20 protein-coding genes are annotated in these 21,845 nt (G+C 72.9%); 10 read left to right on the top strand and 10 right to left on the bottom strand.

Translation table 11 applies throughout. The features are described 5' to 3' along the window. Positions 1-90 precede the first annotated feature (90 nt). The 3 genes from ACFY7E_RS05000 to ACFY7E_RS04990 form a co-directional block, all read right to left on the bottom strand. A complete protein-coding gene (locus tag ACFY7E_RS05000) occupies positions 91-429 on the bottom strand; it encodes a thioredoxin family protein (RefSeq protein ID WP_389480792.1) in 339 nt (112 codons plus the stop codon). A gap of 5 nt (positions 430-434) precedes the next feature. Further along, on the bottom strand, positions 435-839 hold the full coding sequence (locus ACFY7E_RS04995; RefSeq protein WP_389480790.1) for a MerR family transcriptional regulator: 405 nt from the start codon (positions 837-839) through the stop codon (positions 435-437). A gap of 68 nt (positions 840-907) precedes the next feature. After that, on the bottom strand, positions 908-1,447 hold the full coding sequence (locus ACFY7E_RS04990; protein ID WP_389480787.1) for an Lrp/AsnC family transcriptional regulator: 540 nt from the start codon (positions 1,445-1,447) through the stop codon (positions 908-910). A gap of 67 nt (positions 1,448-1,514) precedes the next feature. Here ACFY7E_RS04990 and ACFY7E_RS04985 point away from each other — a divergent pair, with 67 nt between their 5' ends. Both ACFY7E_RS04985 and ACFY7E_RS04980 read left to right on the top strand, forming a co-directional pair. Further along, positions 1,515-2,462, top strand: coding sequence for an NAD-dependent epimerase/dehydratase family protein (locus ACFY7E_RS04985; protein ID WP_389480785.1), 948 nt, complete (start codon positions 1,515-1,517; stop codon positions 2,460-2,462). Continuing rightward, the gene (locus ACFY7E_RS04980; protein ID WP_389480783.1) at positions 2,462-3,346 is read left to right on the top strand and encodes an aldo/keto reductase; all 885 of its coding nucleotides are present in this window, start codon (positions 2,462-2,464) and stop codon (positions 3,344-3,346) included. The genes ACFY7E_RS04985 and ACFY7E_RS04980 overlap by 1 nt, the downstream gene beginning before the upstream one ends. A gap of 181 nt (positions 3,347-3,527) precedes the next feature. On the opposite strand, the gene ACFY7E_RS04975 is transcribed toward ACFY7E_RS04980, so the two are convergent. Next, positions 3,528-4,880 (bottom strand): cation:dicarboxylate symporter family transporter, encoded by a 1,353-nt coding sequence (locus tag ACFY7E_RS04975; RefSeq protein ID WP_389480780.1) that lies wholly within the window; start codon positions 4,878-4,880, stop codon positions 3,528-3,530. A gap of 188 nt (positions 4,881-5,068) precedes the next feature. On the opposite strand from ACFY7E_RS04975, the gene ACFY7E_RS04970 reads away from it, so the two are divergent. From ACFY7E_RS04970 to ACFY7E_RS04955, 4 genes are all read left to right on the top strand, one after another. Further along, a complete protein-coding gene (locus ACFY7E_RS04970) occupies positions 5,069-6,862 on the top strand; it encodes an ATP-binding protein (RefSeq protein WP_389480778.1) in 1,794 nt (597 codons plus the stop codon). Continuing rightward, on the top strand, positions 6,859-7,554 hold the full coding sequence (locus ACFY7E_RS04965) for a response regulator (protein WP_383444634.1): 696 nt from the start codon (positions 6,859-6,861) through the stop codon (positions 7,552-7,554). The genes ACFY7E_RS04970 and ACFY7E_RS04965 overlap by 4 nt, the downstream gene beginning before the upstream one ends. Before the next feature lie 168 nt (positions 7,555-7,722). Next, on the top strand, positions 7,723-8,331 hold the full coding sequence (locus tag ACFY7E_RS04960; RefSeq protein WP_389481062.1) for a helix-turn-helix domain-containing protein: 609 nt from the start codon (positions 7,723-7,725) through the stop codon (positions 8,329-8,331). A 48-nt stretch (positions 8,332-8,379) separates the two neighbouring features. Further along, complete coding sequence (locus tag ACFY7E_RS04955; protein ID WP_389480775.1) at positions 8,380-9,126, top strand: tyrosine-protein phosphatase; 747 nt, start codon at positions 8,380-8,382, stop codon at positions 9,124-9,126. On the opposite strand, the gene ACFY7E_RS04950 is transcribed toward ACFY7E_RS04955, so the two are convergent. Further along, complete coding sequence (locus ACFY7E_RS04950) at positions 9,123-10,205, bottom strand: helix-turn-helix domain-containing protein (protein ID WP_389480771.1); 1,083 nt, start codon at positions 10,203-10,205, stop codon at positions 9,123-9,125. The genes ACFY7E_RS04955 and ACFY7E_RS04950 overlap by 4 nt on opposite strands. A 134-nt stretch (positions 10,206-10,339) precedes the next feature. Continuing rightward, positions 10,340-11,365, bottom strand: coding sequence for an ATP-dependent 6-phosphofructokinase (locus ACFY7E_RS04945; protein WP_389480769.1), 1,026 nt, complete (start codon positions 11,363-11,365; stop codon positions 10,340-10,342). Positions 11,366-11,747: 382 nt separating this feature from the next. Here ACFY7E_RS04945 and pta point away from each other — a divergent pair, with 382 nt between their 5' ends. The 3 genes from pta to pyk all read left to right on the top strand — a co-directional run bounded on the left by pta (position 11,748) and on the right by pyk (position 16,613). Then, a complete protein-coding gene (pta, locus tag ACFY7E_RS04940) occupies positions 11,748-13,829 on the top strand; it encodes a phosphate acetyltransferase (protein WP_389480767.1) in 2,082 nt (693 codons plus the stop codon). Next, positions 13,826-15,100 (top strand): acetate kinase, encoded by a 1,275-nt coding sequence (locus ACFY7E_RS04935; RefSeq protein WP_383444618.1) that lies wholly within the window; start codon positions 13,826-13,828, stop codon positions 15,098-15,100. Before pta ends, ACFY7E_RS04935 begins: the two co-directional genes overlap by 4 nt. Positions 15,101-15,182: 82 nt before the next feature. Then, positions 15,183-16,613 carry a pyruvate kinase gene (pyk, locus tag ACFY7E_RS04930; protein ID WP_389480765.1) on the top strand — a complete coding sequence of 477 codons (1,431 nt, stop codon included), beginning with the start codon at positions 15,183-15,185 and terminating at the stop codon, positions 16,611-16,613. A gap of 79 nt (positions 16,614-16,692) precedes the next feature. Here the strand turns inward: pyk and ACFY7E_RS04925 are convergent, their stop codons facing one another. From ACFY7E_RS04925 to ACFY7E_RS04910, 4 genes are all read right to left on the bottom strand, one after another. Beyond that, positions 16,693-17,988: a hypothetical protein gene (locus tag ACFY7E_RS04925; RefSeq protein WP_389480763.1), complete on the bottom strand. Its 1,296-nt coding sequence runs from the start codon at positions 17,986-17,988 to the stop codon at positions 16,693-16,695. Then, complete coding sequence (locus ACFY7E_RS04920; RefSeq protein WP_389480761.1) at positions 17,978-18,517, bottom strand: DUF6114 domain-containing protein; 540 nt, start codon at positions 18,515-18,517, stop codon at positions 17,978-17,980. Before ACFY7E_RS04920 ends, ACFY7E_RS04925 begins: the two co-directional genes overlap by 11 nt. A gap of 116 nt (positions 18,518-18,633) precedes the next feature. Further along, complete coding sequence (locus tag ACFY7E_RS04915) at positions 18,634-19,311, bottom strand: DUF6230 family protein (RefSeq protein WP_389480758.1); 678 nt, start codon at positions 19,309-19,311, stop codon at positions 18,634-18,636. 601 nt (positions 19,312-19,912) lie between these two features. Further along, positions 19,913-20,878 carry a tetratricopeptide repeat protein gene (locus ACFY7E_RS04910; RefSeq protein WP_389480756.1) on the bottom strand — a complete coding sequence of 322 codons (966 nt, stop codon included), beginning with the start codon at positions 20,876-20,878 and terminating at the stop codon, positions 19,913-19,915. 307 nt (positions 20,879-21,185) lie between these two features. Here ACFY7E_RS04910 and ACFY7E_RS04905 point away from each other — a divergent pair, with 307 nt between their 5' ends. Continuing rightward, positions 21,186-21,830: a TetR/AcrR family transcriptional regulator gene (locus ACFY7E_RS04905; protein WP_389480753.1), complete on the top strand. Its 645-nt coding sequence runs from the start codon at positions 21,186-21,188 to the stop codon at positions 21,828-21,830. Positions 21,831-21,845: the final 15 nt, after the last annotated feature.

Raw genomic sequence — 21,845 nt, 5'->3', positions numbered from 1 at the left:
TGAATATACGCGAGGCAATACCCCGACTGTCAATTCTAGTCGGGGTATTTCTGTATGCACTGCGGGAAGCCGGGTCCGGCCCGGCAGGGCCTAGGCCAGCACGTCCTCCAGCTCCTCCAGGAGGCGGCGCTTCGGGCGGGCGCCCACCAGGGACTTCACGGGCCCGCCGGCCCGGAAGACCATGAGGGTCGGGGTGGCGAGCACCCCGTACCGCACCGCGGCCCCCGGGTTGCGGTCCACGTCGATCTCGACGATCCGGAGGCGGGCGGCCTCCTCCTCGGCGAGCGCGCCGAGCACCGGTCCCAGCTGCCGGCACGGGCCGCACCACTCGGCGGTGAACTTCACCAGGACCGGCAGCCCGGAGGCCAGTACCTCCGTGTCGAAGTCCGCGTCCGTCACCTCGGTCACGCCCTGTGTGTTCGTCGTCATGTCCCTCACTCCTCCGTGTCCGTGGCCAGTTCGCACCGGGGCCGCGGGCCGTGCGGCAGTTCCGCCTCGGCCCGCAGCAGCTGGGCGCCCACCTGGGCGCGTACCGCCCGGAGCTGTTCGATCAGTCCGTCCAGCTCGGCGACCTTGCGCCGGTAGACGGCGATCGACGCGGGGCACGCGTCCCCCGCCGGGTGCCCCGCGCGCAGGCAGTCGACGAACGGCCGCGTCTCCTCCAGCTCGAACCCGAAGTCCTGAAGGGTCCTGATCTGCTGGAGGAGCCGCAGGTCGTCCTCGTCGTACGTGCGGTGCCCCCGGTCCGTGCGCCGGGCGGTCAGGAGACCGCGCGACTCGTAGTACCGCAGGGTCCGCGTGGTGGTCCCGGCCCGCTCGGCCAGCTCTCCGATGCGCATGTCCCCGACCGTAGGCCTTGACGTCGGCGTCAAGGCAAGGGCCTGCGGTCGGCCGGCCGCGGCGGGCGTCAGGGGTGTTTCCGGTCCGGCGGCAGCAGCGGCTTCCCCTTCACCGGGGAGGAGAGCACGATCGAGGTCGTGGTGCGGCCGAGGAGCGAGGTCTGTTCCAGGACGTCTTCGAGGTGGACGGTGTCGGTGACGGCGACCTTGAGGATCCAGCAGTCCTCGCCCACCACGTGGTGGACCTCCAGGACCTCGGGGCGGGCGAGCAGTTCGAGGGTGCGGGGGTGCTTGAGGGTGTAGCCGCCGTGCGGGTTCACGCGGATGAAGGCCTGGATGCCGTAGCCGAGGCGGGCCGGGGAGACCCTGGCGCCGTAACCGGTGACCGCGCCGCTCTCCTCCAGGCGGCGGACCCGTTCGGAGACGGCCGCCGGGCTCAGCCGGACGCGGCGGCCGAGCTCGCTGAGCTTGATCCGGCCGTCGGTCTGGAGGAGGTCCAGTATCTGCCGGTCGATGGGGTCGAAAGCCGCGTAAGGGGCCGCCGAGGTTTCGTCGGCGACGGCCCGCAGACTCCGCGGTTCTTTCGGCGTGGCGGCCGAGACGCCCATGTTTCCCCCTTCAGACGGCGAACGCCCAACGTAACACTTGTCGGCAGAGGCAAGGGAGTGGGAATTCATGGACGTTCTGGTCATCGGCGGAAGCCGTTATTTCGGCAAGCGGGTCATCGCCCTTCTGCGGGAATCCGGGCATCGCGTCACGGTGCTCAACCGGGGTTCCTCCGGGGCGCCTTCGGAGGGGACCGAACACCTCGTGGCCGACCGCGACGACGGGGCCGCGCTCGAATCCGTGCTCGCGGGCCGCTCCTTCGACGTCGTCCTCGACCAGGTCTGCTACACCCCGCGCCAGGCGGAGACCGCCCGGCGGGTCTTCGCGGGGCGCGTCCGGCGCTATGTGATGACATCGACGGTGGAGGTGTACGGGGACGAGGACTCGCCCGTACCGCTTCCGGAGACCGCCCTCGACCTGGCGTCGGTCGGCGTCGACACGGGTGCGCCCTGGGACGATCCGGAGTACCGCGACGCCCACTACGGGGAGGGCAAGCGGCAGGCCGAGGCGGTGTTCGCGGCCGGGGCGCCGTTCGCGTGGGCCTCGGTGCGGGTGGCGCACGTCCTCGGCGGCGACGACGACTTCACGGGCCGGCTCGACCACTACGTGCGGCGCGTCCGGGACGGCGAGCCGATCGCGGTGCCGGCGGTGAACCGTCCGGCGACCTACGTGTACGTGGAGGAGATCGCCGCGTTCCTCGCCTGGGCGGTGGAGGCGGACTTCACCGGTCCGGTGAACGCGCACTCCCACGGCCCGCTCCACACCGCCGACCTCTGCGCGGAGATCGAGCGGCAGGTGGGCGGCCGGACGGTGTTCCGGGAGGTGGAGACCGGGAAGGTGGAGGCCGGGGAGGCTGAGGCGGAGGGGGTCTCGCCGTTCTCCTTCTCCCGTTCCTACGGGATGGACAACTCCCGTGCCACCGAACTCGGTTACTCCTTCACGCACTCCTCGGAGTGGCTCGCGCGGGCCGTCTCCGAGGCGGTCCGGGCGGCCGGGACCGCCGGGGCGGGGCGGTGATGTCGTTCCGGACGCTGGGGGACGTACGCGTCGGGGCGGTCGGGCTCGGCACGATGCCGCTCTCCATCGAGGGGCGGCCCGACGGGGCGCGGGCCGTCGCCACGGTGCACGCGGCCCTGGACGCGGGCGTGACCCTGCTCGACACCGCCGACTCGTACCACCCGCCGGGCGGGGAGCCGGGCGAGGGCGAACTCCTCGTGGCCCGGGCCCTGGCCTCGTACGGCGGTCGTACGGACGGGGTGCTGGTGGCGACGAAGGGCGGGCGCGGGCGGACGGCGGACGGCGGCTGGACCGTGGACGGCCGGCCCGGACACCTGCGGCGGGCGGCGGAGGCCTCGGCCCGGCGGCTCGGCGGCGACGCGATCGGCCTGTACCAGCTCCACAAGCCGGACCCGGCCGTCCCGTACGCCGAATCGCTCGGCGCGGTACGGGAGTTGCTGGACGCGGGCACGGTCCGGCTGGCCGGGGTCTCGAACGTGGACACCGGGCAGATCCTGCTGGCCCGGGAGGTCCTGGGCGACCGGCTCGTCTCCGTGCAGAACCGGTACTCCCCGGCCGTGCGGGACAGTGAGGCGGAGCTGCGGCTCTGCGCGGAGCTCGGCCTCGCCTTCCTGCCGTGGAGCCCGCTGGGCGGGATCTCGCGCAGCTCCCTGGACGGGACGTCCGCGCTGGAGGAGGACCCGGAGTTCGGGGCGTTCCACCGGGTGGCCCGGGCGCGCGGGACGAGTCCGCAGCGGGTGGCGCTCGCCTGGCTGCTCTCGCTCTCGGAGACCGTCCTGCCGATCCCGGGGGCGAGCCGCCCGGAGACGGCCCGGGACTCGGCGGCCGCGGCCGGGCTCGTCCTGACGGAGGAGGAACTGACGGAGCTGGCGGTACGGGGGTGAACGGGGGACGGGTCAACGGGGGAACGGGGGAACGGGGGAACGGGGGAACGGGAGTGAGTCGGCGGTACGGGGGTGAACGGGAGGTCCCCGGTCGCGCGCGGCGGCCGGGGTCCTCCCGTTCCCGGGGCCCGGACCCGGCTCAAGGCCCGGGACCCGGGGGGCTCTTGGCGGGGCGGAGGACTCAGACCGCCGCCGGGGTCTTCTCGCCCTCCCCGTCCGCCCGCTGGTCCGGGACCGGGGTCGGGGCGTGGTCGTCGACGAGGGTCTTCTCGTCGAAGGGGATCCGGCCGGCGAGCACCTCGGTCACCCGCGCCCTGTCGATCTCCTTCGTCCACGTGCCGACGAGGACCGTGGCGACGGCGTTGCCCGCGAAGTTGGTGAGGGCGCGCGCCTCGCTCATGAAGCGGTCGATGCCGACGATCAGGCCCACCCCGTCGACCAGTTCGGGCCGGTGCGACTGGAGGCCGCCCGCGAGGGTGGCGAGGCCCGCGCCGGTGACGCCCGCCGCGCCCTTCGAGGCGATGATCATGAAGACGAGGAGGGAGACCTGCTCGCCGATCGACAGCGGGTCGCCCATCGCCTCGGCGACGAAGAGCGAGGCCATCGTGAGGTAGATCGCGGTGCCGTCGAGGTTGAAGGAGTAGCCGGTCGGCACGGTGATGCCGACGACCGGTTTGGAGACGCCCAGGTGCTCCATCTTCGCGATGAGCCGGGGCAGCGCCGACTCGGACGAGGAGGTGGAGAGGATCAGCAGGAACTCGCGGCCCAGGTACTTCAGGAGGGCCCAGATGTTGATCCCGGCGACCAGCCGCAGGATCGCGCCGAGCACGACGAAGACGAAGAGTCCGCAGGTCAGGTAGAAGCCGATCATGATGACGGCGAGGGACTTCAGGGCGTCCGCGCCGGTCGCGCCGACGACGGCCGCGATGGCGCCGAACGCGCCGACGGGGGCGGCCCACATGATCATGGCGAGGATGCGGAAGACCAGCCGCTGGATGTGCCCGATCCCCCGGAGCACCGGCTCCCCGGCCGCGCCCATCGCCTGGAGCGCGAAGCCCGCGAGGAGGGCGACCAGGAGGGTCTGGAGGACCTCGCCCTCGGTGAAGGCGGAGACGAGGGTGGTCGGGACGATCCCGAGGAGGAAGTCGGCCGTGGACTCGCTCGCGCCCTCCGCCTGCTCGGCGCCGACCTCCGCGACCTCCTTGGTGAGGTGGAGGCCGGAGCCGGGCTCCAGGAGGTTGCCGACGAGCAGGCCGATCGCGAGCGCCACCGTCGACATGAGCAGGAAGTAGCCGAGGGCGAGGCCGCCGACGGCCCCGACCTTCGCGGCCTTCCGGACCGAGCCGACGCCGAGCACGATCGTGCAGAAGATGATCGGGGAGATCATCATCTTGATCAGGTTCACGAAGCCGGTGCCGAGCGGCTTGAGCTCGACGGCGACGCCCGGCGCCAGGAAGCCGACCGCGATGCCGAGCAGTACGGCGCCGATGACGGCCAGATACAGATAGTGGGTACGGTCCCGGCGTGCGGCCACGGGGGTCCTCCTCGTGCTGGTGGGTGTCCCCCGGGCGTCCGCGTCCCGGTGGACCTCCGCGACTATCCACCAGCCTGTGACCCGGGTCACGGTTGCGTGCTTTTCGGTCACGACCGAAACGACGGGGGTGGAGGACCGGGCGGGGCCGTGGCGCCGCCCCGGGCGTCCGGACGTGCACACTTACCCGCATGCGTGTGCCCCTCCCCCGGCTCTCCCGGCTCCCCCGCCCCCGCAGCCTGGCCGGTCAGCTCTTCGCGATGCAGGTCGTGCTCGTGGCCGTCGTCGTGGCGGGGTGCGCGGTCTTCGCCTACCTCACGGACCGGGCGCAGGCCGAGGAGACGGCGCGGCGCCAGGCCACGGCCACCGCCGCGGCCGTGGCCGACTCGCCGTCCGTGGCCGCCGCCGCCCGCTCGGCCGACCCGTCGGCGGCGCTCCAGCCGTACGCCGAGTCGCTGCGCCGCCACGCGGACGTCGCCTTCGTGGTGGTCATGGCCCCGGACGGCACCCGCTGGACGCACCCGGAGCCGGACCAGATCGGGCGCACGTACCTCGGGCACATCGAGCAGGCCCGGCGGGGGAAGGTCTACTCCGAGACGCACCTGGGGGTCCTCGGCCCCTCCGTGCGGACGGTCGCGCCCGTCCTCGACGCCGACGGGCGGGTGATCGCCCTGGTCAGCGCGGGCATCACGATCGAGCGGATCAGCGCGCAGGTACGGGAGCAGGTGACCGCCCTGCTCGGCATGGCGGGCGCGGCGCTCGCGCTCGGCGGGGCGGGGACGTACGTCGTGAACGCGCGCCTGCGCCGCCACACCCACGGCATGAACGCGACCGAGCTGAGCCGGATGCACGACTACCACGAGGCCGCGCTGCACGCCGTGCGGGAGGGGCTCGTGATGCTCGACGGACGGCGGCGGATCGCCCTGATCAACGACGGGGCGCGGGAGCTGCTCGGGCTCGACGAGGGGGTCGTGGGCCGTCCGGCGGCGGACCTCGGCCTGCCCGCGCCGCTGACGGGCGCGCTGCTCGCCTCGGAGCCGCGCGTGGACGAGACGCACCTGACGGACGACCGGGTCCTCGTCGTCAACACCCGCCCGGTGGTGGGCGGGGAGCGGCGCGGCACCGTCGTCACGCTGCGGGACCGCACGGAACTCCAGGCCCTGTCGGGCGAGCTGGACTCCGAGCGGGGCTTCACGGAGGCGCTGCGCTCGCAGGCGCACGAGGCGGCGAACCGGCTGCACACGGTCGTCTCGCTCATCGAACTGGGCCGGGTGACGGAGGCGGTGGAGTTCGCGACGGCGGAACTGGAGCTGGCGCAGGCGCTCACCGACAGGGTCGTGGACGCGGTCGGCGAACCCGTCCTCGCCGCGCTGCTGCTCGGCAAGGCGGCGCAGGCCAACGAGCGGGGCGTGGAGCTGGTCCTCACCGAGGACAGCCGCATCGACGACGGCCGGGTGCCGGCGGCGCTGCCCGCCCGGGACCTGGTGACGATCCTCGGCAACCTGATCGACAACGCGGTGGAGGCGGCGGGCGGGACCCCGCACGCGCGCGTGACGGTCGCGGTCGCGGCCCGCGCGGGGGACGGCGAGCTGCTGCTCCGGGTCTCGGACAGCGGCCCCGGCGTCCGCCCGGCCGACCGGGACGCGGTCCTCGGCCGCGGCTGGTCCACCCGGGGCCCGGGCCGCGGCCTCGGCCTGGCCCTGGTCCGCCAGGCGATCTCCCGCGCCTCGGGCACGCTGACCCTCACGGACGCGGAGGGGGGCGGAGCGGAGTTCACGGTACGACTGCCGCTGCGGGGGGCGGTGCCCGCGGCGCGGGAGGGGAGCGGCTCCGGGGCGGGCGGCTCTCCAGGCGCGAACGGGACCCCGGACACGAGCGGCGCTCAGGGTCCGGACGCCACCCCGGACCCGCACGGGTCCTCCCGTACGGACAAGGTCGTCCGCGCGAGGGGCGGCGACGGCGCCGGGGTCGAGGTGGTGTCGTGAGCGGCGCTCCCCTCCGGGTGCTGGTCGTCGAGGACGATCCCGTGGCCGCCGACGCGCACGCACTCTACGCCGGGCGTGTCGAGGGCTTCACCGTCGTCGGGGTCGCCCACTCGCGGGCCGCCGCCGTGCGGGTGCTGGACCGGACGCCGGTCGACCTGATCCTGCTCGACCTGTACCTGCCCGACGGCCACGGCCTCCAGCTCCTGCGGGCGCTGCGCGCCGCCGGGCACGCCGCCGACGTCATCGCGGTCACCTCCGCCCGGGACCTGGCGGTCGTGCGGGAGGGCGTCTCCCTCGGGGTCGTCCAGTACGTGCTCAAGCCCTTCGCCTTCGCGACCCTCAGGGACCGTCTCGTCCGGTACGCCGAGTTCCGGGCGGCCGCCGGGGAGGCCTCCGGGCAGGACGAGGTGGACCGGGCGCTCGCCGCGCTGCGGGCCCCGCACCCCGCCGCGCTCCCCAAGGGCCTGAGCGCCCCCACCCTGGAGGCGGTCACCCGCACCCTGCGGGCCGCCCCGGACGGGCTCACCGCCGCCGAGGCGGGGGCGGCCGTCGGGATCTCCCGGATCACCGCGCGCCGCTACCTGGAGCACCTCGTCACCGAGGGCCGGGCCGTGCGGGCGCCGCAGTACGGGCAGATCGGACGGCCCGAACTCCAGTACCGCTGGCTGGAGGGGCCCGGGCGCGGTCACTGAACAGGCAAAACGGTGTTACCGGACGGTTCACACGTTCCTACGAACCTTTGGCCTTGGGGGAACGCACCGTATCCACCCGTCACCCTCCGCACCTACGGTTGCCGCGTGCACCAACCCTCCCCTCCCTTCGACGCCCAGGCCGCGCGCCGCCTGCGCGAGGGCCTCGGCATGGCCCACGGCCACGTCGCGTACGGCCTGCGGGCGCAGTACGGCGTCTTCGCCACCCCCGAGACCGTCCTCGCCTGGGAACGCGGCCGGGCCGTCCCCAGCGAGCAGGAGCTCACCGCCCTCGCGGGCGTCCTGTGGTGCTCCCCCGCCGAGCTGATCGCCGCCGCCTCCACCCTGCGCGAGCACCGGGTGGCGCGCGGGCTCGCCCCCGAGGAGCTGGCGCGGCGGGTGGGGCTCTCGGCCGCCGCGTACCAGCGGATGGAGGACGAGGGGCGCTGGCGCGGCACCGAACGCCAGACGGCCGCCCTCGCGGAGGTCCTCGGCCTCGGCCCGCGCGCCCTGATCACCGCGACCGGCGGCGACGAGCGCCTCGCCGAGCTGCTGCGCGACGCGGTCACCACCCGCTGGCAGGCGTACGTGAAGCCGGTGGTGCGGACGGTGCCGCTGCCCAGGCGGACCGTGGAGTCGGCGCTCCAGCGGCTGCACACGGAGTACCACGCCCGGATGGCGGCGGTCAGCAGCTGGGGCGCCTCGGGGACCACGGGCGACGAGGGCCGCGCGTACCTGGACGAGGTCGTCGGCCACTTCTGGGCGGCCGTCGGACCGTGATCCCCGGTGGCGGCCCGAAGTCGCGGGCCCGCGCCGTACATTGGGCCCGTGAGACGACACATACCCTTCGAACGGCTCCACAACTTCCGTGACCTGGGCGGCTGTCGGACCGTCGGCGGCGGGACCGTGCGGTGGGAGACCCTCTACCGCTCCGACTCCCTCGGCAGGCTCGCGGACGCCGGCCCGGCGGACCTGGAACGCTTCCGGGCGCTGCGCGTGGCCACGGTGATCGACCTGCGTCACCCGTGGGAGATCGCGGCCAAGGGCCGTCTGCCGGAGACCGAGGGCGTCTCCTGGCACAACCTCTCGATCGAGCACCGCCCGTACGACCAGGCGGAGATCGACCCCGCCCTCGACCCGTGGCGGTACCTCGCCGACCGGTTCGCCGAGGTCGCCGAGGACGGGGCCGCGGAACTCCGCACGGCCCTGGAGGTCATCGCCGCCGCCGACGGACCGCTCGTCTTCCACTGCGCCTCGGGGAAGGACCGTACGGGTCTGCTCGCGGCGGTCCTCCTCGCGCTCCTGGAGGTCCCCGACGAGGAGGTCCTCGCGGACTTCGCCCTCACCGAACGGGCCACGGAGCGCCTGGTCGCCGACTGGCGCGCGGCCCACCCCGGCCGCGAACTCCGGTGGCCCGGCTACGGCCGCGCCCCCGCCGAGGTCGCCCGCCTCTTCCTGGCGGACCTGCGGGCGCGGTACGGGTCGGTGTACGGGTACGCCACCGGTCACGTCGGCCTGGACCCGGCGGTGGTGGGGGAACTGCGGGCCCGTCTGGTGGAGCCGGCGGCGGTCTAGTTCCGGCGGTCGAAGTCGAAGAGCTGGCCCGCGGCGTCCGGTGCGCAGGGAGCCTGGGCGAGGCGGGACCAGGCGGCCGTGCGGTCGCCGACGACGGTGACGCAGCGGCCGGGGGTCGCGAAGCCGGCCGGGACGATCCGGTAGCCCCGTACGGGGAGGCCGTACGGCTCCAGGGTGAACTCCTCGATCCGGGTGGGGTCGCCGCACGCGGAGTCCTCGTACGGCGCGTCCGGCACGCGCCCGCCGGCGGGGATCCCGGAGCAGCCGGCGCCGTGGTCGGGGTGGTCGGAGGCGATCCGCCACCGGCCGTCGCCCCTCTCCACGAGCGCGTACAGCGGGACGTCCGCGGCGGCGCACGGCACCTGGTGGACCTGGCCGGTCCGGGTGCCGCGCCGCTCGCCGAGGCAGAGGTCGGTGCCGACGACCCGGATGCGCACGTCGCCCGCGGCGGGGGCGGTGGGGGTGCGGGGCGGGTGCCCGGTGTGGCCGTCCCGCAGGAAGGCGACGACGCTGACGCCGGCGAACACGAGGGCGGCGACCGCGACCAGCGGGACGAGGAGGCGGCGTATTCGGAACCCGGCCCCGGGACCGGGGCCGGGGCCCGGCGGTTCGTCGACGGGGGCGACGGGCCAGACGGGCGGGGCGTCTTCGGGGATGCCTTCCGGGCTGCCTTCCGGGCTGCCTTCGGGGCTGCCTTCCGGGCTGCCTTCGAGGGTGGGAAGCTCCTCGCGCGCCGTCTCCGGGTCCGTGCCCGTCTCCGTAGCCGTCTCCGGGGTCTCCACCCCGTCCCCCCGCCGCCCCGCCAGTTCCCTCCGTACCGACCGCCATCGCTCCGGCGCGGCCGGGCCGGCCCCGCACGCGCGGACGAAGGCGGTCAGGAGTTCCTCGCGGGGCAGGGTCGTACGGGACAGCATGTTCGCCACCGTGGAGCGGGTCAGGACGTCCCCGCGCGCCTCCGCCCGCGCCGAGAGTTCGCGGCACGTCAGACCGGACCAGTCCTTGAGCTCCCGGAGGCGTGCGAGGAACTCGGCCGGGCTCCGGGCGCCCCGCGGGTCAGGGGCGTGCTCCCCCGGCGTCATCCGCGCCTCCCCCTTCCCCCGGACGGGCGGACGGGGTCGGGACGCGTCCGGGACGGCCCCAGCCTTGTTGATCCCGCGCTCCGGCTCAAGAGCGGAATCCGGCATTTCCGGGGCCGCTTACCGACGTACCGGCTCTAGAAGACCGACTCCGCCTCGCGCATGCGGTCCGCCGGGACCCTCTTGAGCCGGGTCACCGCCTCCGCGAGCGGCACCATCTCGATGTTCGTGCCGCGCAGCGCCGTCATCCGGCCGAAGTCGCCGCGGTGCGCCGCCTCCACCGCGTGCCAGCCGAAGCGGGTCGCGAGCACCCGGTCGTACGCGGTCGGGGTGCCGCCGCGCTGGACGTGGCCGAGGATGACGGGGCGGGCCTCCTTGCCGAGGCGCCGCTCCAGCTCGACGGCGAGCTGGGTGCCGATGCCCTGGAAGCGCTCGTGGCCGAACTGGTCGATCTCGCCCTTGGCGTACTCCATGGAGCCCTCGGCCGGGTGCGCGCCCTCGGCGACGCAGATGACGGCGAACTTCTTGCCGCGCGCGAAGCGCTCCTCGACCATCTTGACGAGGTCGTCGACCGCGAAGGGGCGCTCGGGGAGGCAGATGCCGTGCGCGCCGCCGGCCATGCCGGACTCCAGGGCGATCCAGCCGGCGTGGCGGCCCATCACCTCGACGACCATCACGCGCTGGTGGGACTCGGCGGTGGTCTTGAGGCGGTCCATGGCCTCGGTGGCGACGCCGACGGCGGTGTCGAAGCCGAAGGTGCGGTCCGTGGAGGAGATGTCGTTGTCGATGGTCTTCGGGACGCCGACGACGGGCATGCCCGCGTCGGAGAGCATCCGGGCGGCGGTCAGGGTGCCCTCGCCGCCGATCGGGATGAGGACGTCGATGCCGTACTGGTGGGCCAGGTCGGCGGCGGACTCGGCGGCCTCGCGCAGCCGGTTCCGCTCCAGGCGGGCCGAGCCGAGGATGGTGCCGCCGCGGGCCAGGATGCCGCTGACGGCGTTGAGGTCGAGCGGCCGGAAATGGCCGTCGAGGAGGCCCTTGAAGCCGTCCTCGAAGCCGATGACCTCGTCTCCGTGGCCGGTCATCGCCCGGTGCACGACCGACCGGATCACTGCGTTCAGGCCGGGGCAGTCGCCGCCTGCGGTGAGAACTCCGATGCGCATCGTGCTGTGTCTCCTGCTCGGTCGCGGTCCGTATGAGCCAGGGCAATTCTCACACGCCGGGCCTGGGGGGTGCGCTCGTCGCCGTTCCGCGCGTCCTTCCCACCGGGCCCTCCGACGGCCTTCCGCCGACCTTCTGCCACCCCTCTGTCGGCCTTCTCAGGACCCTTTCAGCGCCTCCCCGGAGTCGCTCCCGCCACCCCTCCGGCCCGGAGTTCCGGGCCCTTCGTCCGGCGGGCGACTTAACCACCGCCAGGGGTATTGTCAAGGGGGTAATGCCGCCCTATCGGGGCTTTCCGAGCCCTTTTGATGGACGTACGGGCCGGGAAGGCGGAGCTGGGGCACCGCCCGGGCCCCTCCGCAGGACTGGACAGGAGACCACGGCGTGACGCGCAGCGTGTACGTGACCGGGATCGACCGCGGGGACGGCCGCCAGGTCGTCGAGCTGGGAGTCATGGAGCTCCTCACCCGCCAGGTGGACCGGGTGGGGGTGTTCCGGCCACTGGTGCACGACGGACCGGACCGGCTCTTCGACCTGCTGCGCGCCCGCTACCGGCTCTCGCAGGACGCCGCGACGGTCTACGGCATGGACTACCAGGAGGCGTCCGCCCTCCAGGCCGAGCGGGGCACCGACGAGCTGGTCTCCCGGCTCGTCGAACGCTTCCACGCCGTCGCCCGCGACTACGAGGTCGTCCTCGTCCTGGGCACCGACTTCGCCGCCACCCAGCTCCCCGACGAGCTGGCGATCAACGCCCGGCTCGCCAACGAGTTCGGCGCCTCCGTCATCCCGGTGGTCGGTGGCAAGGGCCAGTCGGCGGAGTCCGTGCGGGCCGAGGCGCGCAACGCCTTCCGGGCGTACGACGGGCTCGGCTGCGACGTGCTCGCGATGGTGGTCAACCGGGTCGCGGCCGAGGACCGGGAGGCCATCGCGGAGCGGCTCGCGGCCCGGCTGCCGGTGCCCTGCTACGTCCTGCCGGACGAGCCGGCCCTGTCCGCGCCGACCGTCGCCCAGATCACCCACGCGCTCGGCGCCACCGTCGTCCTCGGGGACGACGCCGGGCTGGCCCGGGACGCCCTGGACTTCGTCTTCGGCGGCGCCATGCTGCCGAACTTCCTGAACGCCCTGACGCCCGGCTGCCTGGTCGTCACCCCCGGGGACCGGGCCGACCTGGTCGTCGGCGCGCTCGCCGCGCACTCGGCCGGCACCCCGCCGATCGCCGGGGTGGTGCTGACCCTGAACGAGCGGCCCAGCGAGGAGATCCTGACCCTGGCGGCCCGGCTCGCGCCCGGCACCCCGGTGGTCTCGGTCGCCGGGAACAGCTTCCCGACGGCCACCGAACTCTTCGCCCTGGAAGGGAAGATGAACGCGGCCACGCCACGCAAGGCGGAGACCGCGCTCGGCCTGTTCGAACGGCACGTGGACACCGCCGACCTGCTCAAGCGGATCTCGGTGGCCCGCAGCGGCCGGGTCACCCCGATGATGTTCGAGCACGAGCTGCTCGAACAGGCGCGGGCCGACCGGCGCCGGGTGGTGCTCCCGGAGGGCACGGAGGAGCGGGTCCTGCGCGCGGCCGACGTGCTGCTGCGCCGGGACGTGTGCGACCTGACCCTGCTCGGGGACGTGGAGACCATCCGCAAGAAGGCCGCCGACCTGAGCGTGGACCTGCGCGACACGCAGCTGATCGACCCGCGCACCTCGGAGCTGCGGGACTCGTTCGCGGAGAAGTACGCGGCGCTGCGCGCCCACAAGGGCGTGACCGTGGAGCTGGCGTACGACGTGGTGTCGGACGTGAACTACTTCGGCACCCTGATGGTCCAGGAGGGCCTGGCCGACGGGATGGTGTCGGGCTCGGTGCACTCCACGGCCGCGACGATCCGCCCGGCCTTCGAGATCATCAAGACGAAGCCGGAGGCGTCGATCGTCTCGTCGGTCTTCTTCATGTGCCTGGCGGACAAGGTCCTCGTGTACGGCGACTGCGCGGTCAACCCGGACCCGGACGCCGAGCAGCTCGCGGACATCGCCGTCCAGTCGGCGGCCACCGCGGCCCGGTTCGGCGTGGAGCCGCGGATCGCGATGCTCTCGTACTCCACGGGCACCTCGGGCTCCGGCGCCGACGTCGACAAGGTGCGGGAGGCGACCAAGCTGGTCCGGGAGGCGCATCCGGAACTGCGGATCGAGGGGCCCATCCAGTACGACGCGGCCGTGGAGCCCTCGGTGGCGGCGACGAAGCTGCCGGGTTCGGAGGTGGCGGGGCAGGCGTCGGTACTGATCTTCCCCGACCTGAACACCGGCAACAACACGTACAAGGCCGTGCAGCGTTCGGCCGGCGCCGTGGCCGTCGGCCCGGTGCTCCAGGGCCTGCGCAAGCCCGTGAACGACCTCTCGCGCGGCGCGCTCGTCAGCGACATCGTCAACACGGTCGCCATCACGGCGATCCAGTCCCAGGGTCAGGAGCTCCCCGCATGACCGCGCCCACGCGTGTACTGGTTCTCAACTCCGGTTCCTCGTCCCTGAAGTACCAGCTCATCGACATGCGCGACGGCAGCCGTCTGGCGCAGGGGCTCGTGGAGCGGATCGGCGAGGAGACCTCGCGGATCGTGCACACCCCGCTCCGGGAGGGGGACGGGGGCCGGCGCGAGAAGGACGGCCCTATCTCCGACCACTCGGCCGCCCTGAAGACGGTCGCCGGGGAGCTGGCGGCGGACGGTCTGGGCCTGGACTCGCCCGAACTGGCCGCGATCGGGCACCGGGTGGTGCACGGCGGGCTGAAGTTCACCGAGCCGACGGTCGTGAACGGCGAGGTGCTGGCGGAGATCGAGCGGCTCGTCCCGGTGGCGCCGCTGCACAACCCGGCGAACCTCATCGGCATCCGTACGGCCATGGTGCTGCGGCCCGACCTGCCGCAGGTGGCGGTCTTCGACACCGCCTTCCACACCACGATGCCGGAGGCCGCGGCCCGGTACGCGATCGACGTGGAGACCGCCGACGCGCACCGGATCCGGCGGTACGGCTTCCACGGCACCTCGCACGCGTACGTCTCGCGGGAGACGGCGCGGCTGCTCGGCAAGGAGCCGGAGGAGGTGAACGTGATCGTGCTGCACCTGGGGAACGGGGCGTCCGCCTCGGCGGTGCGGGGCGGCCGGTGCGTGGACACCTCGATGGGCCTGACGCCCCTGGAGGGGCTGGTCATGGGGACCCGGTCGGGCGACATCGACCCGGCGGTCACCTTCCACCTGCGGCGGGTGGCGGGGATGTCGGCGGACGAGATCGACGTCCTGCTGAACAAGCGGTCCGGGCTGGTGGGACTCTGCGGCGACAACGACATGCGGGAGATCCGCCGCCGGATCGACGAGGGCGACGAGCGGGCGGCGCTCGCCTTCGACGTCTACGTCCACCGCCTGAAGAAGTACATCGGCGCGTACTACGCGGTGCTCGGCCGGGTGGACGCGGTGGCGTTCACGGCGGGGGTCGGCGAGAACGCGGCGCCGGTGCGGCAGGCGGCGATCGCGGGCCTGGAGGAGCTGGGGCTCGCGGTGGACGCGGAGCTGAACGCCGTGCGCTCGGACGAGGCGCGGGTCATCTCGCCGGAGTACGCGCGGGTGACGGTCGCCGTGGTGCCGACGGACGAGGAGCTGGAGATCGCGCGCCAGAGCTACGCGCTCGTACGGGGTCCGCGCGTGGAGGAGGCGTCGGCGGGGGACGCGCTCGTACGGGAGGCGGAAGGCTCGAACGAGTGATCGCTTGAGCGGCCGCCCGCCCATTTGTACTTTCCGCCAGTCGGAATATTCCGCAGTGAAACAAACCGATAGGATCCGCCTCATGCGCCGTTCCAAAATCGTCTGCACGCTGGGCCCCGCCGTCGACTCGTATGAGCAGCTGAAGGCTCTCATCGAGGCCGGCATGAACGTGGCCCGATTCAACTTCAGCCACGGCTCCCAGGCAGAACACCAGGAGCGGTACGACCGCGTCCGGCAGGTCTCCGCGGACACCGGGCGCGCCGTCGGCGTCCTCGCCGACCTCCAGGGCCCGAAGATCCGCCTCGAGACCTTCGCCGAGGGCCCGGTCGAGCTGGTGCGCGGTGACGAGTTCGTCATCACCACCGAGGACGTCCCGGGCGACAAGTCGATCTGCGGCACCACCTACAAGGGTCTGCCCGGCGACGTCTCCAAGGGTGACCAGATCCTCATCAACGACGGCAACGTCGAGCTGCGGGTGACCGAGGTCGAGGGCCCCCGGGTCCGGACCATCGTCATCGAGGGCGGCGTCGTCTCGGACCACAAGGGCATCAACCTGCCCGGCGCGGCCGTCAACGTCCCGGCCCTGTCCGAGAAGGACGTCGACGACCTGCGCTTCGCCCTGCGGATGGGCTGCGACATGGTCGCCCTGTCGTTCGTCCGCGACGCCAACGACGTCAAGGACGTCCACAAGGTGATGGACGAGGAGGGCCGCCGGGTCCCCGTCATCGCCAAGGTGGAGAAGCCGCAGGCCGTCGAGAACATGGCCGACGTCGTCGCCGCGTTCGACGCGGTCATGGTGGCGCGCGGCGACCTCGCCGTGGAGTACCCGCTGGAGAAGGTCCCGATGGTGCAGAAGCGCCTGGTGGAGCTCTGCCGCCGGAACGCCAAGCCGGTCATCGTCGCCACCCAGATGATGGAGTCGATGATCACCAACTCGCGTCCGACCCGCGCCGAGGCGAGCGACGTCGCCAACGCGATCCTGGACGGCGCGGACGCGGTCATGCTGTCGGCCGAGTCCTCCGTCGGCGCGTACCCGATCGAGACCGTCAAGACGATGTCGAAGATCGTCACGGCGGCCGAGGAGGAGCTGCTCTCCAAGGGCCTCCAGCCCCTGGTCCAGGGCAAGAAGCCGCGCACCCAGGGCGGTTCGGTCGCCCGCGCGGCCTGCGAGATCGCGGACTTCCTGGACGGCCAGGCCCTGGTCGCCTTCACCCAGTCCGGCGACACGGCCCGCCGCCTCTCCCGCTACCGCGTCCAGCAGCCGATCCTCGCCTTCACCACGGACGAGAACACCCGCAACCAGCTCACCCTGAGCTGGGGCGTCGAGTCCTTCGTCGTCCCGCACGTGGACAACACCGACGCGATGGTCGACCTCGTGGACGCCGAACTCCTCAAGCTCCAGCGCTACAACGAGGGCGACACCATGGTCATCACGGCCGGCTCGCCCCCCGGCGTCCCGGGCACCACGAACATGGTCCGGGTCCACCACCTCGGTGGCGGCGAGCGCGCCTGACGCGCCCGACGCACGACGAAGCCCCCGTCCGAAGCGGACGGGGGCTTCGCCTTGTGCGGCTCCCGGAGTGGTACGGGGGTCAGCTCGGCTCGATCGTGTTGCGCAGGCCCGGGATCCTGAGGGTGCCGCCGAACTGGCCGGCCTGCTTGAGCTCCACGTCGCTGAACCAGACGAGCGGGACGTTCAGCGGGGGCGGGGTCTCCGGGCTGAAGGTGATCCGGGCGAAGGGGAGGCCGAAGATGTTGCCCTTCAGCTCCTCCGTGTACATCGTGACCGTGCCCTCGGTGATGGTCGACTCCTTACCCCTGTCGGAGCGGACGTGGGCCGTGCGTCCCTCGGAGTGCACCGTCATCTGGTGCAGGTCCTTGATCTTCACCGTGGTCGCGGTGAACTTCAGCGCCTTCTTGATCTTGCCGCCGTAGGTCTTCACCTCGACGATGCCGTGGTACTTCAGACCGTTCAGCGTGAGCAGCGTGCTCTCCAGGCGCCACGGCTCGTCCGGGAGCAGCGGGATGCCGGGCTCCAGTTCCGCGGCCGCGAGCGCCGCCTCGTCGTGCACGGGGCACGGGACACGGGGCTTGGCGCCCTCGGGTATGTCCTCGTCCTTCTTGGCGTCGAGGCCCCGCGCGCTCTCCGGCAGCTCCTCGACCTCGGCACCGGCCTTCTCGGCCGCCTCGCGGATCGCGGCCTTCGTCCGCTCGGCCGCCGGGTCGGCGGTCGGCTTCGGCGCCTCGGTGGCCTTCGGCGCGGCGGTCTTGGCGGAGGCGGTCGGGGCCGGGGTCGTCGGCACCGTCGTGGGTGTGGCCGTCACGGTGGCCGTCGCGGTGGGTGTGGCCGTCGGCTTCGGGCCCAGGCCGTCGAAGATGTCCTTCAGGGCGTCGCCCAGACCCAGCGGGTCCAGCGGGTTCTTCGACTTCGTCGGCGTGGGCGCGGCCGTCGAGGTCGGGGTGGCGGCGGGCTCCGGGGCCGTGGTGGTCCCCGTCCCCGGCGTGGCCGCCCGTCCGGTCGCCGTCGCGGTCGGCGTCGGCGTCGCGGTGGCGGAAGGGGTGCCGGAGGGAGTCGCCGAGGGGGACGTGGTCGCGGTCGCCGAGGGGGTGGCCGTCGGCTTCGCCGTCTCCTTCTCCGTCTCCGAGGCCTCCGGCGTCGGCTCGTCCGAGCGCGTCACGCAGGGGCCGGGGGCGAAGGGGACGTCCTTGTCGTCGGCGAGGGCGATCTTGGGCGTGAGGCCCATGCCCACGAACACCGCGGTCGGCATGGCGGCCAGCGCCATCGCCTTGCCCGCGGGGCCCTGGATCCTGTTCAGCAGCGACTTGCGTGGGGCCGCGTGCCGCGGTCCGCCCTTCGCGAGCGCCGGCTGGGTCTCGTCACCCCGCACTGTTCCTCCCGCCGTTGGCGTCGATCGTCTTGTCGGTCGCGTGGTGCTCCGGCCCGCGCTGCTCCGGCAGACCGGCCGTCAGCACGGCTCCGGCCTCCGCGGAGACCTCCGGTTCGCCGCCGTCCTCCGTCTCCTCGACCGGGGGCGCGGGTGCCCAGGAGATGGACATGGCACCGCCGATCAGGGAGAGCAGGAACCCGATGACCAGGCCACCGAAGTTCGACACCGGGAGGGAGACGAGCGCCAGGATGATCGCCGCGACGCCCGCGAACACCCGGACGATGGGCTGGAACCACATCGTCAGTCCGAGCGTGACGAGCAGGACGCCGATGATCAGCGCGCCCGCTCCGGCGGTCGTCGCCATGGCGAGGGTCATGTTCCCGAGACGCATGTCGCCGTAAGGGAGGTAGGCGATCGGCACGCCGCCGAGGAGGGTGAACAGTCCCGCCCAGAAGGGCCGGGTCTGCCGCCAGACCTTGAACCGGTTCTCCTGGGGGACTTCGCGGGAAGCAGTGGACTCGGCGCTCATGGAAACAGCTCCCTGGAAGCGGTCTTGCTGAGAAGAATTACTGAGAGAGATGGAGCCGCGGGTACGCGGCCGTGCGGGCGGGGCCGTACGGGACGCCCCCGCCCGCCGGGCCGGTGCTAGCCGGCGAAGCACTCCTTGACGCCGCGGTGCAGCGACAGCTTCAGGTCGGGAAGCTTGAAGGTGGCGGCGGTGGTCGCCCACGCCTTCTGCTCCACGTTCGACAGCACCGCGTGCTCGGCACGCTGTCCGAAGCCGTACGGGTGCGCCCTCTCCTCGGTGCCGGGCTGGATGCCGGGCTTGCCCTTGTTCTCGGCGTTGAGCGCGCCGGCGGCGACGCCGATGTCGATGTTGGTGAACGCGGCGTCCGCCTTCAGGTCGGAGACATCAAGGTAGATGCCCTCGGCGTAGACCTTGTCCTCCTCCTTGCCGGACTTCTCGAACTCGGTACCGGCCGTGAGCTGCAGAGAGACCGGGCCGACGAACGGAACCTCAGGGGTCACGACGGACTGGCACATGTTGGTGATGTATGCCTTGGAGAAGCCCGAGACGGCGACAGGCGCGGAGAGGTTCTGGCCCTTGAGGTCCTTGCCCTTGACGTAACTGCCGTACTGGACGAAGTCCCAGCCCTCGAGCTGCTTCGCCTTGACCTTGAACTCCTGGCCGGAGATCGCGAACGACGCCGCGAGCGCGCCCTGCGCCAGTCCGACGCCGATCGCTGCCGTCGCCGCCACGCTGGGCACCATGACGACGGCGAAACGCTTCCATCTGGTCCCGCCACGAACCTGGGACTTCATGAGAATCCTCCTTCTCGGACGTACATCTCCAGAAGGGGCGTGGGCCCGTTCTGCGATGGGAGAAGAGCTACGTCCTCGGGAAGGAGAGCGCCGGGACGGCGAACGGCGCAGTACGCCTCCGCATCACCGGCGATCACCCCCGAGCGACAACCACGGGCCGCGCGGTGCGCGTGGCCCGGTCGGACAGGCCCCGTTCGGTGAGAGCGGGAACCCCCCTGTCCGCGACCGGCGCCGGAGCGCCGGTCCACCCGGTGGGGACCCTCCCCGCGGCCCCGGTTGGTTGCCGGAGTCGTGCGGTTCGGACCGAGCGTGGCCGATCGTGGTCCATTCCGGGCGCCCGCACAAGGGGGTTCGTTACTGGCTAGTAACGGGTGGATAACCGCGTCGTGGCGAGACGGGACCGAACAGGCACACTGGGTGCGTTCGAAGGGTGGGGAATGTCGGGAGATCGACGGATGAATCCGGGCAGAACGCCGGGTTCGATTTACTGCAAGTAACAGCGGCCGCGATTACCAAGTTTTGGTAAAGCGCGGCCGCCGTTTGTCACTCCGCTGCCAAATCACCGGACGATCCGGCGCACGGAACGGGGCTTCGGAACGCCTCAGAACAGCACGCGGGCCAAGGCCTGCCGGGCCGCCGTCACCCGCGGGTCGTCGGCGCCGATCACCTCGAACAGCTCCAGGAGCCGCAGCCGCGCCGCGTCCCGGTCCTCACCCGCCGTGCGGCGCACGGTCTCCACCAGGCGCCCGAAGGCGTCCTCCACGTGGCCGCCCGCCAGATCGAGGTCGGCGGCGGCGAGCTGCGCGGTGACGTCGGCCGGGTCGTCGGCGGCGTTCCTGCGGACGGCGCCCGGGTCCAGGTCCCCCACGCGGGCCAGGAGCTCGGCCTGCGCGAGGCCGAGCTTGGCCTCCGGGTGGGCCGGGTCGTCGGCGAGCACGTTCTTGTACGCCTGGACGGCACCGGACAGGTCGCCCGCGTCGAGCGCGACCATGGCCGCTTCGAGGAGGGAGTCGTACGGGCCGACCGGGCGCGCGGCGGGGGCCGGGCCGTCGGCGCCCGCGTCCACGACGATCCCGGTGAGGCCGAAGCGCTCCTCGCCGACCGCGATCAGCTGGTCGAGGGTCTCGCGGATCTGGGCCTCGGGCACCGCGCCCTGGAAGAGCGGCAGCGCCTGGCCGGCGACCACCGCGAAAACGGCCGGAATTCCCTGGATGCCGAACTGCTGCATCAGCATCTGGTTGGCGTCGACGTCGATCTTCGCGAGCAGGAAGCGGCCGTTGTACTCGACGGCGAGCCGCTCCAGGAGGGGGCCGAGCTGCTTGCAGGGCTCGCACCACTCGGCCCAGAAGTCGAGGACGACCGGGACCTCGGCGGAACGCTGGAGCACATCGCGCTCGAAGCCCGCCTCGTCGACGTCGATCACCAGGGCGGACGGGGGCACGGCGGCCGTTCCGCCCTGCCGGGCGGCTTCGGCGCGCGCCTGCTCCGCCTTCGCCTTGGCCTCTCCGGCCGCCTTCACCGCGGCGAGGTCGACGACGCCGCTCATGGACATGTTTCGGGGCTGCATGGCTACATCCTCCCCCTTCCGCGCGCGTAACCGTTAAGCCGTGGCCGAACCGCGCCGTCCACCCGCCTCCCGCCGGTGTGCGAGACGCGTGGGCGACACGGTTGCCCGTCTTCTGTTGTCGGGTTCGCGCCGGGTCCCCACCCGGCGCCGTGGTTGTCGCTCAGGCCGCTCAATGCCTTTCGCTACGAGTCGTAGCGTAACTTCCGGGACGGAGGCGGCGGGAGGGCGCACGGTCGATCCGTACGGTGAACTGCCTCACATCGCGGGCCTCTGGCGCCGTACCTACCGGCGGGTATGGTCGTCGTCCATGCACAGCCGCGCCAACCCCCGCAGCAGCCGTACCGGGCGTCCCCGCTCCACCGAGGCCGACACGGCCATCCTGGAGGCGACCCGCGCGGCCCTGGTCGAGCTGGGCTGGTCCAAGCTCACGATGGGGGACGTCGCCGGCCGTGCCGGCGTCGCGAAGACGACCCTCTACCGCCGCTGGGCCAGCAAGAGCGAGCTGGTGGTGGACGCGGTCGCCGTCCTCTTCGACGAGCTCGAACTCCCCGACCTGGGTTCGCTCCGGGCCGACATCGAGCACGTGGTGCTCCAATTCGCGGCGCTCCTCGAACGCCCCGAGACCAAGACGGCCCTGATGGCGGTGGTCGCCGAGTCGACCCGGGACGAGCCGCTGCGCGAGCGCATCCGCGCCTCCATCGTCGAGCGCCAGAAGCGGCTGGTCCTGGAGGGCCGGACGCGGGCGCAGCGGCGCGGCGAACTCCCCGTGGACCGCGGCCCGTCCACCGCCGACGCCACCGACGACCTGATCTTCGACGTGATCGCGGGCGCGGTCGTGCACCGCGCCCTGGTCAGCGCCGAGCCGGTGGACGGGCCGTGGGTGGCGCGCCTGTCGGCCCTCCTGGTGGGAGGCCTGGGCGCGGCGGCGGCGGCCGGAACACGGGACGCGTGAGGGGCGGTACGGGAA

Source organism: Streptomyces sp. NPDC012825 (assembly GCF_042900925.1).
GTDB lineage: Bacteria > Actinomycetota > Actinomycetes > Streptomycetales > Streptomycetaceae > Streptomyces.
This window is presented reverse-complemented; position numbering and strand designations above follow the sequence as displayed.